Origin of the sequence: Belliella alkalica, from assembly GCF_022549785.1 — a bacterium.
GTDB classification, from domain to species: Bacteria; Bacteroidota; Bacteroidia; order Cytophagales; family Cyclobacteriaceae; genus Belliella; species Belliella alkalica.
This window is the reverse complement of sequence record NZ_JAKZGO010000009.1, coordinates 51,837-70,279: the sequence shown is the minus strand read 5'-3', so window position 1 is coordinate 70,279 and position 18,443 is coordinate 51,837. Positions and strand designations below refer to the sequence as shown.

General features: G+C 36.0%; 16 protein-coding genes. 7 read left to right on the top strand and 9 right to left on the bottom strand.

All coding sequences use genetic code 11. The features are described 5' to 3' along the window. Positions 1 to 6: 6 nt before the first annotated feature. Positions 7 to 717 (top strand): hypothetical protein, encoded by a 711-nt coding sequence (locus tag MM213_RS12215; RefSeq protein WP_241412651.1) that lies wholly within the window; start codon positions 7 to 9, stop codon positions 715 to 717. A 5-nt stretch (positions 718 to 722) separates the two neighbouring features. Here MM213_RS12215 and MM213_RS12210 read toward each other — a convergent pair whose 3' ends face one another. The 4 genes from MM213_RS12210 to MM213_RS12195 all read right to left on the bottom strand — a co-directional run bounded on the left by MM213_RS12210 (position 723) and on the right by MM213_RS12195 (position 3,373). Continuing rightward, positions 723 to 1,322, bottom strand: a complete 600-nt coding sequence (locus tag MM213_RS12210) for a hypothetical protein (RefSeq protein ID WP_241412650.1) — start codon at positions 1,320 to 1,322, stop codon at positions 723 to 725. Then, positions 1,312 to 2,094: a hypothetical protein gene (locus MM213_RS12205; RefSeq protein ID WP_241412649.1), complete on the bottom strand. Its 783-nt coding sequence runs from the start codon at positions 2,092 to 2,094 to the stop codon at positions 1,312 to 1,314. The genes MM213_RS12210 and MM213_RS12205 overlap by 11 nt, the downstream gene beginning before the upstream one ends. Continuing rightward, positions 2,087 to 2,593, bottom strand: coding sequence for a hypothetical protein (locus MM213_RS12200; RefSeq protein WP_241412648.1), 507 nt, complete (start codon positions 2,591 to 2,593; stop codon positions 2,087 to 2,089). Before MM213_RS12200 ends, MM213_RS12205 begins: the two co-directional genes overlap by 8 nt. 120 nt (positions 2,594 to 2,713) lie before the next feature. Then, positions 2,714 to 3,373, bottom strand: a complete 660-nt coding sequence (locus MM213_RS12195; RefSeq protein ID WP_241412646.1) for a hypothetical protein — start codon at positions 3,371 to 3,373, stop codon at positions 2,714 to 2,716. 409 nt (positions 3,374 to 3,782) lie between these two features. Between MM213_RS12195 and MM213_RS12190 the strand changes: the two genes are divergently transcribed. The 5 genes from MM213_RS12190 to MM213_RS12170 all read left to right on the top strand — a co-directional run bounded on the left by MM213_RS12190 (position 3,783) and on the right by MM213_RS12170 (position 12,799). Beyond that, on the top strand, positions 3,783 to 4,607 hold the full coding sequence (locus MM213_RS12190; RefSeq protein ID WP_241412644.1) for a helix-turn-helix domain-containing protein: 825 nt from the start codon (positions 3,783 to 3,785) through the stop codon (positions 4,605 to 4,607). 392 nt (positions 4,608 to 4,999) lie between these two features. Beyond that, the gene (locus tag MM213_RS12185; protein WP_241412642.1) at positions 5,000 to 6,562 is read left to right on the top strand and encodes a sugar porter family MFS transporter; all 1,563 of its coding nucleotides are present in this window, start codon (positions 5,000 to 5,002) and stop codon (positions 6,560 to 6,562) included. Between the two features lie 132 nt (positions 6,563 to 6,694). Further along, positions 6,695 to 7,966 carry a glycoside hydrolase family 16 protein gene (locus MM213_RS12180; RefSeq protein WP_241412640.1) on the top strand — a complete coding sequence of 424 codons (1,272 nt, stop codon included), beginning with the start codon at positions 6,695 to 6,697 and terminating at the stop codon, positions 7,964 to 7,966. 20 nt (positions 7,967 to 7,986) lie between these two features. Next, positions 7,987 to 11,433 carry a 1,3-beta-D-glucan phosphorylase, GH149 family gene (locus tag MM213_RS12175; protein ID WP_241412638.1) on the top strand — a complete coding sequence of 1,149 codons (3,447 nt, stop codon included), beginning with the start codon at positions 7,987 to 7,989 and terminating at the stop codon, positions 11,431 to 11,433. 61 nt (positions 11,434 to 11,494) lie between these two features. Then, on the top strand, positions 11,495 to 12,799 hold the full coding sequence (locus MM213_RS12170; RefSeq protein WP_241412637.1) for an MFS transporter: 1,305 nt from the start codon (positions 11,495 to 11,497) through the stop codon (positions 12,797 to 12,799). A 335-nt stretch (positions 12,800 to 13,134) separates the two neighbouring features. Here the strand turns inward: MM213_RS12170 and menD are convergent, their stop codons facing one another. Genes menD through MM213_RS12155 form a run of 3 tightly spaced genes read right to left on the bottom strand, consistent with a single transcriptional unit; the run spans position 13,135 to position 16,478 of the window. Further along, the gene (menD, locus tag MM213_RS12165) at positions 13,135 to 14,814 is read right to left on the bottom strand and encodes a 2-succinyl-5-enolpyruvyl-6-hydroxy-3-cyclohexene-1-carboxylic-acid synthase (protein WP_241412636.1); all 1,680 of its coding nucleotides are present in this window, start codon (positions 14,812 to 14,814) and stop codon (positions 13,135 to 13,137) included. Further along, complete coding sequence (locus MM213_RS12160; protein WP_241412635.1) at positions 14,811 to 16,028, bottom strand: chorismate-binding protein; 1,218 nt, start codon at positions 16,026 to 16,028, stop codon at positions 14,811 to 14,813. Before MM213_RS12160 ends, menD begins: the two co-directional genes overlap by 4 nt. 27 nt (positions 16,029 to 16,055) lie before the next feature. Further along, entirely contained in the window at positions 16,056 to 16,478 is a 423-nt protein-coding gene (locus MM213_RS12155) for a hotdog fold thioesterase (RefSeq protein ID WP_241412633.1), read from the bottom strand. Positions 16,479 to 16,531: 53 nt separating this feature from the next. On the opposite strand from MM213_RS12155, the gene MM213_RS12150 reads away from it, so the two are divergent. Continuing rightward, positions 16,532 to 17,161 (top strand): histidine phosphatase family protein, encoded by a 630-nt coding sequence (locus MM213_RS12150; protein WP_241412631.1) that lies wholly within the window; start codon positions 16,532 to 16,534, stop codon positions 17,159 to 17,161. Here the strand turns inward: MM213_RS12150 and MM213_RS12145 are convergent. Next, positions 17,139 to 17,561 (bottom strand): hypothetical protein, encoded by a 423-nt coding sequence (locus MM213_RS12145; protein ID WP_241412629.1) that lies wholly within the window; start codon positions 17,559 to 17,561, stop codon positions 17,139 to 17,141. The two genes, MM213_RS12150 and MM213_RS12145, sit on opposite strands and share 23 nt — an antisense overlap. 107 nt (positions 17,562 to 17,668) lie before the next feature. Next, a complete protein-coding gene (locus MM213_RS12140) occupies positions 17,669 to 18,442 on the bottom strand; it encodes a zinc ribbon domain-containing protein (RefSeq protein WP_241412628.1) in 774 nt (257 codons plus the stop codon). Position 18,443: the final 1 nt, after the last annotated feature.

Sequence of the window (18,443 nt, the reverse complement as noted above, 5' to 3'; positions counted from 1 at the left end):
GATAACATGTCTAGAATTTATGGTTTTATTTTTTTGTCTGTGATTCTTAATTCATGTATTGCTTCTAAGGAAACAGTGAAGTTCGAAATAGAAGATGGACTTTATACTTCAAAGGTTTTTGGCCAAAAAGAAAAGATTTATTTAGATAATGAATATGACTCTATTTATATCTTTCCAATTGTAAAAAAAGGGGAGTTTTACCAAATTGACACATTGGAGAATGATGCGTTGATTTATCCACAGCATTTAGCCGAAGTGGATTGTCCTGATAGTTATTTTACTACAAACGGATTTGACATAGATCTAATTACCATTCCATTCAAATATAGGTTTCCTGTAGCGAATCAGCCACAACAGTTGAGTACGAATTTGAACGCATCAGTTTATGCGGGCTACAGGACAGATTTCTATAGTTTGAAATATAGGAGAAACAAATTTGGACAGCAGGAAAGAAAGACAAGGCATTATGGCTTATCGTTTGGAGCATTTTCTGGGTTTGGTTCGTCCCCAATAACCCCTTGGTTTACAAATGATCAAATTACCGAAGAATATGATGGATTGGTTTGGTCAAATGGGCTTGCCTTTAGCATAGGGATAGATTACTTGAATTTGGGATTCGCACTAGGTTGGGATAGGCTCCTAGATAAGAATTCTAATCTATGGATCTATCAAAGAAAACCATGGCTGGGATTGATTATTGGGATTAATATAAATTAGATTAATTACCACTTGATTCTATAACTACCCTTGATTCCCGCATATAGTATATGGTATGGAATAGGGCCAGTGTTGTAAACTGCCAGCCCGATATCAAAATCTCCGATCTGTTTTCCTACCTCAATACCATAATTGATTTCACGATAAGTAACGCTCCAGTTTTCTATGGATGAATCATTGAATACGGTTGTTCCTGTATTCAATGCTGCGCCTACTGAACCTTCAGCATACCAGCCATTGAAATTTTTGCGATAGCCAATCGCCAATGGGACAATTGTGATATAGGATCTTTTTACATCCACCCACATGCTTTCTTTGATACTAGGGAAGTAATGAAATCCTGTTCTTACAAGAAAACGCCCATTTTTCTGTCTGCCCAGATATACCTTAACCGGTAAAGCAAAGTGTAATGGATAGGTTTGATTGGATCGATTGAGTGTAGGGCCAATTTCCAATCCAAAACTTACATAGTTCAGACCATTTCCATGCATTGGATTAGTCTTATATTTTGATACTGAAATTGTCTTTTCAGTATCACCATCTTTTGCTGAAGCAATAAAACTACAGCTCAAGGCAATCAAAAATAATATTGTTTTAGTCTTCATATTCCCACCAGTTTTGTTTTTCTTTCTTTTTTCCCATTCTATACCTAAGGCTGAATGTGTGATGTAGGGCAGTTCCTTTGGACGTCACTTCAAATGGATATAGGGTAGGAGGGTTGTCTATTTCATAATAACCCTCCATTTTGATCATGTCACGAGTGCCAGCAAGCGCAGTAAAACGATAAATAAAATTCAATCTATTTGAAATTTGATATTTTACTTGTCCTCCAAGTTCAAAAGCAATACTAGATTTTCTTATCGGATAACTTTCGTAGTAGATCATCAAATTAGTTGGAGGGGTTGGATAAACAAGTATGGCACTCAAGCCTGCTTCTCCTCTCGTTTTTAAGCTACCGTTTAAATGGTATAAGTTTAAGCCCCCAATTGCTGAAAATGAAAACCTTTTCCAGTTCAAACCAAGATCATAAACTCCCCTCTGAGGTATCTGCAAAGTTTTTAATCCATTTACTTGCCATCCTGTACCGCTTAAAGGGATATAGCCCGGTTCTTTATAGTAAGCACTTACCGTCTGGTGAAAGCTAGTTTCATAAATTCCTGATTCTACTTCCCACTTGTCATTTATCATATAACTGAGACTTCCACCAATAGCAAACAAAGGCGTGTATTGCCTGTGAAGGTAGCCTTGTGGGTCATGATAACTTCTTATTTCTTTTCTTGAAGCTAAATCAAAACCCACAGACAACCTCCCTTGGGCAAAACAACAGCTTAAACTTAAAATTGAGGTGAAAGCTAATAGGATTGTTTTTTTAATCATTGACTTTGATTTTTATTTGAATTTCACCTTGGTAATTCCCTCTTTTTACATAATGACAGGATTCGCTTTCTTTTATTTTGACTGCACTTGATGGTTTCCATTTTGGTTTACAGTAGAAACCTTTGCCTCCAGTATAATAATTTACATTGGCATTGAAGTCTTTTGAGGGGTCGCAAAAACCAGCTGAAGAAATTAGTGACTGAAGGTTATTTGTTATACCAATTTGTGCAGTAATTAATCCAAATCCAATTTTAGCTTCATTTGTAAATGATCTATTCCAATATCCATTTGGTTGAAATGGATCAGCCGGGTCGAGTTTGAAAGGCATATATATTTTGATGTTAATAGGTTGCGGGTAGTAAAAGCTTCCTCTTACAGATATTGAAACAATATCGGCATCAGACGCCCACCATACACCCAATCTTCTTCTTTGGTTTTTAGTGAAAAAGCCGCTTGTTGAATGAGTAGCGTAATTTGTTGACCAAGCTTTGGCTTTCATTCTTCTATTGCTTTCAAAATACCTATAACCAGTTTCTCTTATTCCACCAGTCCAATGTGGTAAGTTATAATTATCAACTCTCTTATTGTTTGTTCAATTACAAAATGGAAAATTAAAAGGTTATGGCCCCCAAGGAATCATTGCTGCATTTGAATAATCAACATACTTCATTTCCATATCAACTTCATCTTCTTCAACTGTGCCAAAAAGAAAGATACCAGGCTCGATTTCATAAAAAGAATCTTCTTCAAAATCATGTGTTGAATAAATGCTTTCTATTTCCTCGTGAGTCAATATTTCTAGAATCTGTTCGACTCTTTCTGTAAAGTAATCATGATAAACCAAAGTGCCATATTCTGTATATCTTACGACTTTGCCATCAATCATGACCTCTCTTTTTTCGTTTACAATAGAAGCAGTGAATTCGTCAGTAATAATGGGGTCTTCCTCGATATCTTCATCCAAAACTTTGAGTAATTCGGGATTCGTCCTTGCTAACTCTTCATTTTTTTGTCGTAGGGAAACAAATCTACCTTTAAACAAATTAAGTTCTTCTACAGGTTTTTCGATGTTCTTTTCTACAAAATCAGAAAAACTGTTCAGGTTTGCGAATGATATCCTACCCGTAGGGTCTAGGTCCGGTGGAAGAATTTTCGTACTCAAATCTTCCGAGTCTTTGATCAAATCAGGATTTTCAGAAACTTCCTGACATGAAAACATTAAAATTGCTAATAAAAACTTTATTTGTAAAGTTTTGTAAAGTTTTGTAAAGTTTTTCATGATATTAAAAGTTAGTTAAAAATTTATTGATGGTTGAAAATATATACAAATGGTAATTATCCAAAAATTTTGTGAAAATTTTAATACTCAAATAGATTTAAATAATTTAGATTCCGATCATTGGTTGTTTTAGCTCCTCGCTTAGTACTAAAATAATGTTCATATTTTCAGGACTTTGATTTTGCTGACTTTCTTTTTCAGAAGGATATAAGCTGCTTTTAAAATGTCCTACTTAACTCAGTACTTTAGTATTTATCATAAATTCAAACCTCGAGTTTATCGATCAGTTTTCGTATTTTGGCTCTCAGAACCCAATGCCGTCCAAATGTCGGGTAAAATCCTCCCTACTTTCAGGTTATATTTGTAGAAATCAATCCAAATTGCAATGGTTAAACAAACGATCATCACAATGAAACAACCAGAACTCGGTCAGAAAATCCAAGAGTGGAGGAAGGCCAAAGGATTGACACAAGAAGAACTTGTAGAAAAATGTAACATCAATGTACGTACTATACAGAGGATAGAAGCAGGAGAGGTGACACCAAGACCATTTACCATCAAGGCAATTTTGGAGGTCTTGGAAGTTAATCAGAATAAAGATGCTTTGGAGTATTTACCCAAACAAGAAGAAATAAGCTTTTCTCCCTCATCCAAAAAGTTTTTTCTTTTAGCAGGGATTTCGGGTATTATCTATTTTTTGATTTCTATTTTGGAGTTTTATTGGGATGGAGCACTTTTGCTAGGATCAAGTCTAAGTCAGCCTTCATACTACGCAACCCTCAAAATCTTTGTATTTATCTTTCTATTCTTCTTCTGTTTCGGTTTTGTGAGATTAGGCAAAGAACTTGGGTCAGATTTAATTCTTATTGGCTCAATTTTCTATATAAGTATTAATTTCCTGATTATTGGGGCAGATATTTTTTATTCCAGCCAATTTCAAACTGATTATAAATTGTTTGGATTTATCAAGTTGTTAAGTTTGGGAATTGGCATTATTCCGCTTTCTATTGGATTTGTTAGAATTCAGAATAAGATGGGGTCTATATTTATGGTTGCGGGGATCATTGGGTTATTGGCCGGGATATCCTTGATGACAGTAATTTTTAGTATGATAGGTTTGATTTTTCTGACTGCTTTCGATATTCTTTTGATTTATCTACTCCTCTCAATATACGCCGGGGGAATATTTACTTCTACTAAAAAAGATGAGAGTGGAAGAGCTGTTTTGATATGAAATTTAAGTTAATTAATCTTAACCTTTCTTCAAGCATAGTAAATGATTGAAGAAAGGTTTTTTGATTTTATGATTATACACTTATGGATTATTTTTTTATCTGAATAGATTATTTAGCTCATTTTATTTTCCTTTCATTGATTGCATGCATGCACTTAGAATTGTTGGTTAATACAATGTGAAATTGAATTTCCATAATTGTGAAAACGTAATTTTTACAATTTATCTAAGTAAATAGCATTTAGGGTCGATTGTGAAAGTTTTGTATAGTATTATTTTGATCATTGATGTATTATTGATGTAGCCCTTTTTTAGTCACTTAGGATATATTTTGCTTCCTTGGTATCAAAATCTATAGTTAGATTTTTTTTAATTAACCAAACCCAAAAGCAATGACAAAAACACAATTTTATACTGTCCGTATAGCCTTGATTGTAGCTCTAGGAGGCTTTTTGATGGGATTTGATGCCTCTGTTATCTCAGGAGTGGTCAAGTTCATAGAACCAGAATTTAATCTGACCAAATTACAACTAGGATGGTCAGTAGCATCACTTACCCTCACTGCGACTTTGGCTATGATGATTTCAGGCCCTTTGAGTGATCGGTTTGGGAGAAGGAAAGTGCTTCAATGGGCTGCCATACTTTTTGCAGTCAGTGCATTGGGTTCTGCTGTAGCTCCAAATTTCCTTTTGCTTGTAATTGCCAGAATGCTTGGAGGTTTTGGGGTAGGTGCTTCATTGATTTTGGCGCCTATGTATATAGCAGAAATAGCATCTCCATCGATGAGGGGAAGACTCGTTTCTTTCAATCAACTCAATATAGTAATTGGTATTTCTGTTGCATTTTTTACTAATTTCCTGATTTTAAAGTTAGCTGACTCTGATGCTTCTTGGGCTATATCCTTAGGTTTTGAAAAGTGGAATTGGAGATGGATGCTTGGCCTAGAGTTTTTTCCTGCAGTATTATATTATATCGGGTTGTTTTTTGTCCCAAAAAGCCCAAGGTGGTTGGTAATGAAAGGACAGACAGATCAGGCATTGTATATCATGAGGCAATTTACAGATATACAGGATGCTCAAAAGCAAATCAAAGATGCTATTCATAAGATTGACAATGAAAAAGAGAAAGAGAAAATAAAAATCACAGAGTTTTTTAAACCAGCATACAGGTTAGTGTTAGTGATTGGAGTAGTGATAGCGATTTTGCAGCAAATCACAGGAATCAATTCTGTTTTTTTCTATGCTCCTATGATATTTGAACAATCTGGAATAGGTACTGATGCTTCTTTTATCCAAGCGATATTGGTAGGCTTGACTAATTTGGTATTTACTGTTTTTGCAATACTTTTTATTGATAAACTTGGTAGAAAGCCATTGCTTGTAGGTGGGTTGGTTGGAATTACTCTGTGCATGAGTTTATTGGCTTATGGCTTTGGACAAGCTACATATGAATTGAAAGAAACATCTATTTCAAGTCTGAATGAAAATTTGGACAAATCAAAGTTGAGCGAATTGATTGGGGTCGTTTTTGATGATGATGTAAGTTTCAAGAATGCCCTGAGATTATCGTTGGGTGAAAGTGATGCTCTTAAATTTGAATCTGAAGCAATTACCGCCGCTATAAATATGAATCCAACACTAATCCTAATCGGCATTTTGGGTTTTGTAGCTTCCTTTGCGATATCCATTGGGCCAGTTATGTGGGTATTATTTTCAGAATTGTTCCCTATTCATATCAAAGGAGTTGCAATATCTTTTGTAGGATTTATCAATTCACTTATTAGTTACCTAGTACAGCAATTTTTCCCTTGGCAATTGGATACAATGGGAAGTAGTACGACTTTTTTGATTTATGGTGTATTTGCTGCTATTGGGGTTGTGTTTGTTTGGTTTGTTGTCCCAGAAACAAAAAACAAATCCTTAGAAGAGCTTGAAACTATACTTATAAAGAAATAAAATCGGTCGATTTCAGAGTCAACTCACCACGGGAGATAGTAATGTGATTTATGCAAGATTATAAGTGGCTACTGGTATGAAAGCGATTGAACATAAATAAAATAAATCATGATGTATAAAATGTCCAAAATTATGAATTTCAAGTATTTATCAACGGCTTTGTTTGGTTTGGTTTACATGTCCTGCTCTAGTCCTAATGAAAAGGAGGTTCTTTCAGAATCAGCAGAACAAGAGTATTATAAATTGGAAGTTGGGGTCGAAGGTTTTCATCTATCTTCAGAAGGGTTGAGCAAGCAAGTGATTGAGGGAGATACAACAGTGGTAATGAATGAAGGCCAATGGGTTTGTTTGGATGTCGATTTTGCTCACTCAGGAAGATACAAGGTAGAGTTTCTTGCGAGTACCTCTAAAGATTCAGCACAAGTTTGGTTGGAAGATTATTATGACAATAAAGATGAGAGGACTTATGATGTTTCTGGCAAAGTCAATCTTATTTCCTCTTTAGGTCAAGCTAGAGTAGGAGTGGAGGGGAGTCCATTTAGAAAAGGGTTGCATAAAATGAAGCTTCATGCATCTAAGGGGATTGTTGCTATAGATAAAGTTATTTTCACTTTGATGAAAGATCATTCGGAATCAAAAGAGATTTTGGAACAAAATACTTCCGGTGAGGAATGGAGTTTGGTTTGGTCAGATGAATTTGATGGAGATGTTATCGATTCTACCAAATGGACATATGATTTTGGAGATTGGGGTTGGGGTAATAATGAGCTTCAATATTATACCGAAGCAAGGGAAGAGAATGCGCGAATTGAAGATGGCAATTTAATAATCGAAGCAAGAAAAGGTGATTTTGGTAAACAATGGACGTCAGCAAGACTGACTACAAGAGGAAAAGTGGCATTTCTGTATGGAAAGATTGAGTTTCGTGCAAAAGTTCCTAAAGAAAAGGGGAATTGGGCTGCTGGTTGGACACTTGGTAATACCTATGTAGATGAAAAAGATTGGCCTTATAGTGGTGAAATAGATATTTTGGAAAGTGTGGGGTATGAAGTTGACAATGAAACAGGTGATGGGATCGCACATGCTACAGTACATACTCCTGCATATTATTTTAAAATTGGAAATCAAATATCAAATAAAAAGGAAGTTGAAAACATAGCCGGAGAATGGCATACCTACTCTGTAGAATGGTCACCTACTGAGATAAAGATGTTGGTAGATGATGAAACCTATTATTTGTATGATAAAAATGCAAATGATAAAGAATGGCCATTTCATATTCCACAAAACATAATCCTCAACTTGGCAATCGGTGGAGGATGGGGAGGATCCCAAGGAATTGATCCCAATATGACCTCACAGATGTTTGTGATTGACTACGTGCGCGTATTTGGGAAGAAATAGAAAATTGTAGATAAGGATAAATGAAACAATATACACAGATCAATGTAAATAACTGTAAGATCGAATTCCCAAAAAAGGAAGTAAAAGGTGAATTTGTAATATTGAATGGAGAAGAATATTATAAGGTTCAAAATGTGGATCAAATGCCACCATTTTTTATGTCTATTGTTAGCCATTCAGACCATTGGATGTTTATAGGTAGCAATGGGGCACTTTCTGCAGGTCGAAAGGATGAAGAAAATGTGCTTTTTCCATACTATACTGATGATAAGATCTTGACATCACAAGAGGAGACAGGTAGCAAGACTGTTTTTAGAATACAAAATGAAACAGGTTTTCAACTTTGGATGCCTTTTTCTGATAGATATAAAGGGATTTTTGGGATTGACAGAAGCCTTTACAAGAGTCGTTGGGGTAACAAAGTAATTTTTGAAGAAATTAATCAGGATTTGCAGCTATCCTTCTCTTACTCGTGGAGTTTCTCTGCTAAGTTTGGCTTTGTAAAAGAGTCCAATTTGGTAAATATTGGAACAAAAGATGTCAGATTGGAGGTGTTGGATGGGATTCAAAACATTCTTCCTTATGGTGTGTCGAGCCAATTACAATTACAGAGAAGTAATCTAGTAAATGCTTACAAAAGAAATGAATTGCATAAGGAAACCGGTCTAGGGATTTTTGCTTTAAGTTCATTGATTGTTGATAGAGCCGAGCCAAGTGAGGCTTTGAAGGCTACGATTGCCGTGAGTTTGGGAGTAAATGCAGATTTTGTGTTGTTATCATCTCGGCAAGTTGAGAATTTTTGTAAAAGTGAAATAATTCAAAATGAGGTAGATGTAAAGGGAATTTCTGGATCTTATTTTAATGGCTTCCAAAGTGTATTGGTAGCAAATAAGCATAAGTCGTGGTACAATTTCCTAGATATCAATCAATCTCAAGCGAATATTAGAAATTTAATCGAAAAGTTAGAGAAAGATAAGAATGCTGTGCTTACAGAGTTAGTTGAAGACTTGGCTTCTGGAACTTCTGCTCTCAAACAAATTGTAGCAAAAGCTGATGGTTTTCAACTCACTGGAGATAAGCTTTCAGTCAATAGACATTATTCCAATGTCCTGTTTAATGTAATGAGGGGTGGTGTTTTTGAGGAAAACTATACTGTCGAAAAGCAAGATTTTATAAATTATGTACATGAGGTGAATATTGGTTTAGTAAGTAGTAACCAAAATTTTTTCGAAAATCTCGCAGAGAGTATTGATTATGATAAACTTCAGGAAGCAGCTTATGCTAATGGAGATACAGATCTGATCAGGATTTGCGCGGAATATCTTCCACTGTCTTTTAGTAGAAGGCATGGAGATCCAAGTAGACCTTGGAATAAATTTTCAATTGAATTACAAAATATAGATGGCTCCCCTCGAAGAGCATATGCGGGTAATTGGAGAGATATTTTTCAAAACTGGGAAGCCTTGGCAGTATCCTTTCCAAATTTCATCCAAGGTATGATTTTCAAATTCCTCAATGCATCTTCAATTGATGGATACAATCCATATAGAGTTTCTAGAACAGGAGTAGATTGGGAAGTAATTGAAGAAGAAGATCCATGGTCATATATTGGTTATTGGGGTGATCATCAGTTGATATACTTATTGAGACTATTGGAAGTTGGTAGAAATCATAAATGCCTAACTATGGCTAAAGTAGCAAATGAGCCTTGGTTTGTATTTGCTAATGTTCCATATAGAATCAAGTCTTTTGGAGGAATGGTCGATAATCCTCAAGACACCATAGATTTTGATGCTAAGATAAATGCCCAAGCCAACAAAAGGTTTTCAGAATTTGGCGCTGATGGCAAATTGGTTTGGAATTCGAATAATGAAATTCTAAAAAGTGGGTTTTTAGAGAAAATCATGATTTCGTGGCTAACGAAGCTTTATAATTTTGTACCGGATGCAGGGATTTGGATGAATACCCAAAGACCAGAATGGAATGATGCAAATAATGCACTTGTGGGAAATGGAACTTCTATGGTGACTTTGAATTACATGTATAAGTTCACCAATTTTATGAAAGAATGGATCGAAGAAGAACAAATCAAGGAGGTGGTTCTTCATCAGGAAGTAAGTGAACTTTTGTATGCATGTGCAACTATTCTAGAAAAATATCGCCAAAACTTAGTCAACAGCTTTGATAACCAAGCTAGAAGGGAGTTTGTGATGGAAATGGGAATGGAAGGAGAGAAGTATAGAAGTTGTGCTTACAATGGCTTTAAAGGATTAACAGTTACAAGGAAAGTTGAAGAGATTCAGGAAATTTTTAGAAACACGATAGCATATCTTGAAATATCGATTAATAATAATAAAAGGAAAGATGGTCTTTTTCATTCTTACAATTTGATTTCTTTTCAAGACGACGAATTAAGGATTGATCAGTTGTATGAAATGTTAGAAGGTCAAGTTGCCGTATTGACTTCGGGGATGTTAAACCCAAGAGAGTCATTGGATTTACTTGATTCAATGAAAAATAGCCAATTGTATAGGTCTGATCAATACAGTTATTTATTGTATCCAAATAGAGAACTGAAAGGTTTTCTAGCTAAAAATCAAATTGCGGCCAGAGATATATCTTCTAATCTTTTGATTGCTGAAATGATCAAAAGAAACGATTTCCGAGTGATTGAAATAGATGCAAAGAACAATGTCTATTTCAACAGCGATTTGAATAATGGAAAAATTTTAAAAGCTAAATTAAATTTAATCAAGTCCGAATATCAGGGATTTGAGAAAGTTTGTTTTCAGCAAGTTTTGGATTTGTATGAAAACATTTTCAACCACAAAGCCTTTACCGGCCGATCAGGGACATTTTTTGCGTTTGAAGGCTTGGGAAGTATTTATTGGCATATGGTCTCCAAATTATTGTTGGCAGTAAATGAAGTTTTGAGTGGAACAGATGAAATTGCCCAACTTACCAGAGGCGCTTTGATAGACCATTATTATGAAATCAGAGCTGGTATAGGGATCAATAAATCCCCAGAGGTTTATGGCGCTATTCCTACAGACCCGTATAGCCATACTCCTGCCCATCGAGGTGCTCAACAACCCGGAATGACTGGTCAAGTCAAAGAGGATATTCTCAATAGGTGGGCCGAGTTTGGGGTTAAGGTTTCTAATGGAATGATTCATTTCTTACCAACTTTTTTAAGTGAATATGAATGGTTGACTCAATCTCAGGTTTTTGAGTATATCTCTGTAGATGGTAAAAATGAGTCGATTGTCGTAAACGAAAACGAGCTGGTTTTTACATACTGTCAGATTCCGATCAAATACATCAAAAGTTTTGAGAAAAAAATATTGATTCATAATACGGACAATTCCAAAGGAAAGTTGGTTGAAGGAAATGTTCTCAATCGGATAGATTCACTAAGGGTCTTTGGGAGAAATGCAACTATCAAATATTTAGAAGTTTTTGTATAAAAAATAGAAACCTTTCTTCAATCCCTTAAATGGTTTAGAGAAAGGTTTCTTAATTTTGGCTATGCCTGATAAAAGTTTAGCCGATAAAGCTTATGATTTGATTACGGATGATGGAGAGGAGAGGGCCTGTGATGCCATTCCTGATTCTGCCTGCGAAGAAACGCCCGGTAATTATTTCAAAAATGTACTCAGTGGAGCTTTATCCAAACTTGCGGAACAGCTTGTAAGTCCAGGTACCACACTCCCTTGGATATTGTCATCTCTTGGAGTCCCAAATGCTTTTTCTGGAGCACTCGTTCCCATCAAGGATGCAGGCTCGCTATTGCCCCAGCTATTTGTTTCTGCAAAAATCAGAAAGTATCCTGTCAGAAAATGGTTTTGGGTAGTACCTGCGGTTTTACAAGCTTTGGCTTTGTTGCTGATGGCTTTTGTTGTTTTGAGATTGGAAGGGAGTTTCGCAGGTTACTTGATCCTTTTGCTTCTGTTAGTTTACTCTTTGGCTAGTGGTGTAGCAAGTATCAGTTTCAAGGATGTCATTGCCAAAACGATTCCCAAAGGGAAAAGAGGACAGTTATTGGCTTTGAGATCTACGATTGGTGGTATTTTAACTTTAGGTGCAGGGGTATTTATCCTTCAGGATTTAGAAAAGGAGCAGGATAATAATCTATTGTTTTGGGTAGTACTGTCAGGAGCATTTTTGTGGATCCTTTCGGCATTGTTTTTTGCACTTATTTCAGAACAAGCTGGAGCCACAGATGGCGGAAGATCTCCAATCAATGAATTAAAAAATGGTTGGGTAATTTGGAAGAAGGACGCTAACTTAAGAATATTTGTCCTTACCAGAGGGCTTTTGATGGCCATTCCACTTGCACAGCCATTTTTTGTGATCTTAGGAAAAGAAGAGTTAGGGAATGAAGCTACTAATTTGGGGTTAATGGTCATCGCGGCTGGTATCGCCAATATTATAAGTAGTCCATTTTGGGGAAGATTTGCAGATCAGTCAAGCAAGAAGTTGATGGTGTGGGTTTCACTAATGGGTATTGTAAACATTTCTTTGATGGCTATTTTTCCAATTTGGCCTGAAGCATGGAAGAACATATATACTTTCGCAGGTTTGTTTTTGATTCAAGTGATGGCTCATGGCGGTGCTCGATTAAGCAGAAAAACGTATTTGGTAGATTTTGCTCCAAGTGACGAAAGACCACTTTATGTATCTCTCTCCAACACCATGATTGGTGTGTTTACTTTAGTTGGAGCAGGTTTGGGGACTTTATCTTCAATTTTTGGGATTCCAACAATGCTATTTGTTTTTGTAGGCCTGCTTGTTTTGGCTTTGATCTTTGCTGTGAAATTAAAAGAGGTCTGAGTATGGGAAATTGGATCCATATTTTTACCTAAAACATGCTATAAGGTTTTCAACAAACCGCCTGGGTCTAGTTTGCAACTACACCCAAAATATTTCGACTTCGAGGGTTTTAATATTTGAAAGTAGAATTGCAAATTGCATAGATATGAAAGTGTAGATTCAATCTACACTTAGGGTTCGCTCCAATTTTTGAGACATCCTTAAAAATGAATCACTAACCGTCTGGGTGTAGTTTGCAACTACACCCAAAATATTTGGACTGCATGGGTTTTAATATTTGCAATTAGAATTGCAAATTCCATAGATATGGAAGTGTAGATTCATTTTAAACTTAGTTATATCAATCCTTCATTGATCTTTGTCTTCACCCATTTCAATATCTCTGCATTTTTGTGACTCTCAGTTTTGATTTCAATGATTTTGGGATTCAAGGATTTATGGTAAAAATTCTCCATTACGTCGTTCAAACTCTTTTCATCAACTATATGATGGTATTCAAAACCAAAGTCTTTGCAAAGGTTTCGGGCTGATAATGTCTGTTTGGTTTCGAAAAACTCCTCCAATTCAGGTTGTTTGGATGGACCATCGATTAACCTAAATATTCCACCTGCATGATTGTTGAGCAAAATTATTCTAAGATTCGGCATGGTGTAATTATGCCAAAACGCATTTCTATCATAAAAGAAAGCTAAATCTCCCGTGATCAATGTCACAGGGTCTTTGGTAGTGAAAGTGCAACCTACTGCTGTGCTATTGCTTCCATCGATTCCGCTTGTTCCTCTATTGCAGATCACTTCTTGTTTTCTTATTCCCAAAAGATTCACATATCTTATGGCCATACTGTTTGCTACATGAAGTTTGGCGTGTTGGGGAATGAATTTCAGACAGGATGCTATCGCTTTATATTCTCCAAATTCTGTTTGGGAAAATACTTTTGGCACGTTGTTTTTGGTTTTTTCTTCAAGCAAGTTCCAAGAAGATGAATAGAATTCATTTGAAGCCATATTTTCCTCGAAAAATGTAAGGAAAGAAATAGGTTGACAATGTATCGTGTGAGTCAAGTTTTGATAAGTGTCGGGCGAGTATCCACCATTCGAAACATGCCAATGCTCAGCTTCTGAATTTCTGAGGAACAATTTGAGATTTTTGGAAATGATAGATTTGCCAAAAGAGATAATCAAGTCTGGGTTCAAGTCTTTTTGAAAAACTGTGCTACCGATGAAATGGTCGTGAAAGTTGACGGTTTCTTCGGATTGAAGGTTTGATATGGTGTCAGTTACGACCACAGCCTTGTTCAAAGAAGCAATTTGATTTAGTATTTTTTGGAGCTTTTCATTCGGCTTTTGCTGCCCGGGTACGATTAGGATTTTATTGAACCTGGAAAGTTTTGATTTTAGTTTCTCTTTGGTTTCGCTAGAAATCACCGGTTCAGTAATGATAGCTTCTATCTGTTTGACTTTTGAATCAAAACTGAATTGCTCGTCAGCATTTGGATAGAATGGCTCTCGTAAAGGTATATTGATATGTACTGGCCCAGCAGGGAACTGTTGAGCCAAGTTAATCGCCTCATTGGCTATTCTGTTTGCATGCCATACTTTGTCTTTGTGCTGGAAATCATCAGGGAAAGAGAAGGACCCTTTTACATGCTTTCCGTAGATGTCTTCTTGTCTAATGGTTTGACCATCCCATTGATCGATCCATTCTGGCGGTCTATCAGCAGTGATTACAATCAAAGGAATCTGTTGGAAAAATGCTTCAGCAATTGCTGGAGCATAGTTGTATGCAGCTGAACCTGAAGTGCAAACCAAAGCCACTGGTTTTTCCAATTGTTGCGCCATTCCCAATGCGATAAATGCTGCAGCTCTTTCATCGGAAATTGTTCTTGAATGAATTTTTGGATGTCTCACAAAAGCCAAAGTGATGGGTGCACATCTTGATCCAGGTGAGAGGATAGCATTGTTAACTCCTTTTTGGCTACAAATGGAGACAAGATTAAGAATTGGTTCTAAGATCAAAGCTTTTTCTGAAGATTTAGGTGTTGTCCAATTATGTCACATTTCATTTCTGTTTCCTCCCATTCTTTTTCCGGATCTGAATCTTCGGTGACTCCAGCTCCTGCATAAAGAATCGCAAAACCATCCATCAGCCGGGCTGTCCTCAAATTAACGTATATGGAAGTCTCTTCTTCAATATTTACAGGGCCGATGTATCCAGCAAACAACGATCTGTCGAATTTTTCATGTGTACGTAAGAAATCAAAAGCTTCTTTTCTAGGCATTCCACAGACTGCTGAGGTGGGATGGAGTAGCTCCAGCATTACTGATCCAAGCTGAGGGAAATTTGTTCCCTTCATATTTACTTTGAAATCAGATCGCAGATGAAGCAAATTACCAGCTAAAACAGTTTTTGGTCCGATTTCATCATATTCTCTCAATCGGATTTTTTTGAAGCAATCTACAATGTATCTACTTACTAGTGCTTGTTCCTCGATTTCTTTTTGTGTCCAAGCTGTATTCTTCAAAGGATTGTCACCTACTGCTTTTTGCGTTCCAGCCAATGCCATTGTGGAAAAAAGATCTCCCTTTGTCTGTATCAATACTTCAGGCGAAGCACCAAGCCAAGAACCTACTTCAGGGATATGGAAAAAATTAATAAATGCATTAGGATATGCATGAATCAGGCTTTTGATAGAATTTACAAGGTCAAATTCTTTTGTTAACTCAATCTTTTTCAGTTTTGCGGGTACAATTTTGTTGAGTTCACCATTTTCGATTGCTTGGATACCTTTTTCTACAAGTTCAACAAAATCTTGTTTGCTGCATTCAAAATATGATTCTCTCAAGCCATTTTCTCCTGATGAAAAAAGTGATTTGTTGATCGGTGTTTTGCTTTCGGTGTTTGTTTTGATGATACTTATAGCGTCTATACTTTCTTTTTGATCCTCTAGAGGAATGTTTAGATCAATTTTGAAGTAAGAGCTTGCTTCCAAATAATAAGCTTTTTTATCCTCTTGGTCTTCAAAAGGGTGCACAATAAAACCCGCAGGTAGTTCTTCAAGAAAAGGAGAGACTTTTTTTGCTTTTCCTGATTTATCTATGAGTATCTGTAGAAACTGGGATTTTGGTTTTCTCCATACTGCTATTTGATGCCCCTTCTCAAGATGGAGGGCAAGCAAATTACTTAAATAATGTTCTAAACTATCGAATTTTATCTCTAATGCAGTCTGCATATCATTTTTTAATAGCGGGTAATCAGATTATTTTTTGTCAATCACAGCCATTGTAATTCGACTGATGCAGCTAAGCTCTTCGTTTTCTGTATAGATTTTTATTTCCCATATTTGCGTTTTTTTACCAATGTGTATTGGTTTGGTTATACCCTTCACAAAGCCATCTTTAACAGACTTCACATGATTTGCATTGATCTCCAAGCCAACACAATATTGTTTTTGCTGATCGACAGTCAAGGTAGCTGCTACGCTTCCCATAGTTTCGGCAAGAACAACGTTCGCACCACCATGTAACAATCCAAGGGGCTGTTTGGTTCTGTGGTCAACAGGCATTGTTGCTTCTAGAAAATCTTCCCCAATTTGGGTAAATTTGATTCCCAAAAAATCGGTCATCGTATTTTTTCCCCATTGATTGAGAGAATCTATAGTAAGGTTTGAAGGAAATATCATGGATAATGGAATAAAAGTTTTTTCTTTGTTCTTTGAAACAAAAATAGAGAATCTTGTTAAGTAAAAAAATTTACCTCGTAAGACACGGGCAGACTGATTACAATTTGAAAGGAGTGGTACAGGGAAGTGGGATTGATGCTCCTTTGAATTCCAATGGATATAAGCAAGCTAAAGCATTTTTTGATACTTATAAGGATATTCCTTTTGAGAAAGTTTATTATACAGGATTACAGAGGACCAAGCAATCTGTAGAGGGTTTTTTGGATCTTGGTATTCCACATGAAGGAGTAGTTGAACTCAATGAAATTAGCTGGGGAAAATACGAAGGTGTTCCTATGACTCCTGAAGAGAACAAATATTATCAGCACATGCTTGAGAAATGGAGTTCGGGAGAATTGGATTATGCAATAGCGGGAGGTGAAAGTCCAAATGTTGTGGCGCAAAGGCTCAAAAAAGGGATAGACTATATTTTAGGCAAGCCAGAAAAGTTGATTTTGATTTGTATGCACGGAAGGGCTATGCGGATCTTATTGAGTGTCTTGATGAAATATGATTTGAAATATATGGATGAATTCCATCACCAAAATCTTGGTTTGTATGAATTGAATCTTGATGATTCAGGGATTTTCAAAATAATAAAATTCAATTCGGGAGAACACCTCAAAGGACTGAAGGTGGTTTGAAAAACTTATTTGATTTTTTATTGTTTTTTTCTATTTTTTGTTCAAAATCTGCGAGCATAATTTGATAAACTCCCCTTGATTGATCTAAGTCGACTATTTGAAAAGCGACTTCCTCAAGTGTGGTAATTGTGTTTTGGTTGAGTCTAATGATAAAATCACCCAAAAGACATTTGTCAATAGATCCTGTAGTTTTTACTATTATTGCTGCATCAGAATTTCCTGAATATGACTTCGTGTCAAAAAGATTCATTAAGCTAAGTTCAATGTATTCAGGACTCGATTTCATTTGTTTCAGCTCAGACTTATCAAATAATATCAAAAAAGTTTTTTCATTCGGGTTTTTGCAAAATCCCGAACTAAAGAAGGAAAAGAGGAGTAATGTTAAAAATAAATTTTTCATAATTGAAATGTATACAAATTTAACTGATTTGTCAAGTGTTTGTTTTTAAGAAAACACAAAAAAATATAGTGCAAAAAAAAGACCTGAATTTCTTCAGGTCTCTATAATTATGAAGTTTTTGTACTTCTCTTTTTCTTTGGTGCTACTTCTTCCTCTACTTCATCTTCAACACCAGCTAGTATTCTACCGCAATGTTCACATACGATGAGCTTTTTCTTTTCACGGATGTCAGCTTGTCTTTGTGGGGGAACTACGTTAAAACATCCACCACAGGCGCCTCTTTTAACCAAAACGACAGCTAAGCCATTTTTGGCATTTACTCTGATTTTGGAATAAGACTTAGCTAGTCTTTCTTCGATTTTTTTCAGTGCTTTTTCTCTATCAATTTTAAGTTTTGCCTCTTCGGTTTCGCTTTCATTGACGATATTTTGCAACTCACCTTGTTTATTGTCAAGATCTTTTCTTCTGTCTTTTACAACTTCTTTCAACTCATCCAAATCTCGATTTTTTGTTTCGATTCTGGTTTGTGCTTCTCCAATTTTCTTTTTGGAAACTTGGATCTCTAGGTCTTGTAGTTCAAGTTCTTTGGTGATGGCGTCATACTCTCTGTTATTTCTGACATTCATCTGCTGCTCTTGATATTTTTTGATCAGCTTTTCAGACTCTTTGATGTTTTCCTTATGCTTCTTGATCTCGTCTTCGAGGCTAAGGATGTCTGTATTGAATTTTTCTACTCTAGTTTCATAGCCTGCGATTTCATCTTCAAGGTCTTGGACTTCCTCAGGGAGGGCTCCTCTAACTTTAATGATGGAATCTAAGCGGGAATCTATCTTTTGAAGATTATGTAATGCTTCAAGTCTCTGTGCAACGGTACTTTCCATG

Coding starts and splice junctions, on each gene's coding strand:
- MM213_RS12215 (WP_241412651.1), top strand. CDS start 7: ATGTCTAGAATTTATGGTTTTATTTTTTTGTCTGTGATTCTTAATTCA.
- MM213_RS12210 (WP_241412650.1), bottom strand. CDS start 1,322: ATGAAGACTAAAACAATATTATTTTTGATTGCCTTGAGCTGTAGTTTT.
- MM213_RS12205 (WP_241412649.1), bottom strand. CDS start 2,094: ATGATTAAAAAAACAATCCTATTAGCTTTCACCTCAATTTTAAGTTTA.
- MM213_RS12200 (WP_241412648.1), bottom strand. CDS start 2,593: ATGAAAGCCAAAGCTTGGTCAACAAATTACGCTACTCATTCAACAAGC.
- MM213_RS12195 (WP_241412646.1), bottom strand. CDS start 3,373: ATGAAAAACTTTACAAAACTTTACAAAACTTTACAAATAAAGTTTTTA.
- MM213_RS12190 (WP_241412644.1), top strand. CDS start 3,783: ATGAAACAACCAGAACTCGGTCAGAAAATCCAAGAGTGGAGGAAGGCC.
- MM213_RS12185 (WP_241412642.1), top strand. CDS start 5,000: ATGACAAAAACACAATTTTATACTGTCCGTATAGCCTTGATTGTAGCT.
- MM213_RS12180 (WP_241412640.1), top strand. CDS start 6,695: ATGAATTTCAAGTATTTATCAACGGCTTTGTTTGGTTTGGTTTACATG.
- MM213_RS12175 (WP_241412638.1), top strand. CDS start 7,987: ATGAAACAATATACACAGATCAATGTAAATAACTGTAAGATCGAATTC.
- MM213_RS12170 (WP_241412637.1), top strand. CDS start 11,495: ATGCCTGATAAAAGTTTAGCCGATAAAGCTTATGATTTGATTACGGAT.
- MM213_RS12160 (WP_241412635.1), bottom strand. CDS start 16,028: ATGCAGACTGCATTAGAGATAAAATTCGATAGTTTAGAACATTATTTA.
- MM213_RS12155 (WP_241412633.1), bottom strand. CDS start 16,478: ATGATATTTCCTTCAAACCTTACTATAGATTCTCTCAATCAATGGGGA.
- MM213_RS12145 (WP_241412629.1), bottom strand. CDS start 17,561: ATGAAAAATTTATTTTTAACATTACTCCTCTTTTCCTTCTTTAGTTCG.
- MM213_RS12140 (WP_241412628.1), bottom strand. CDS start 18,442: ATGGAAAGTACCGTTGCACAGAGACTTGAAGCATTACATAATCTTCAA.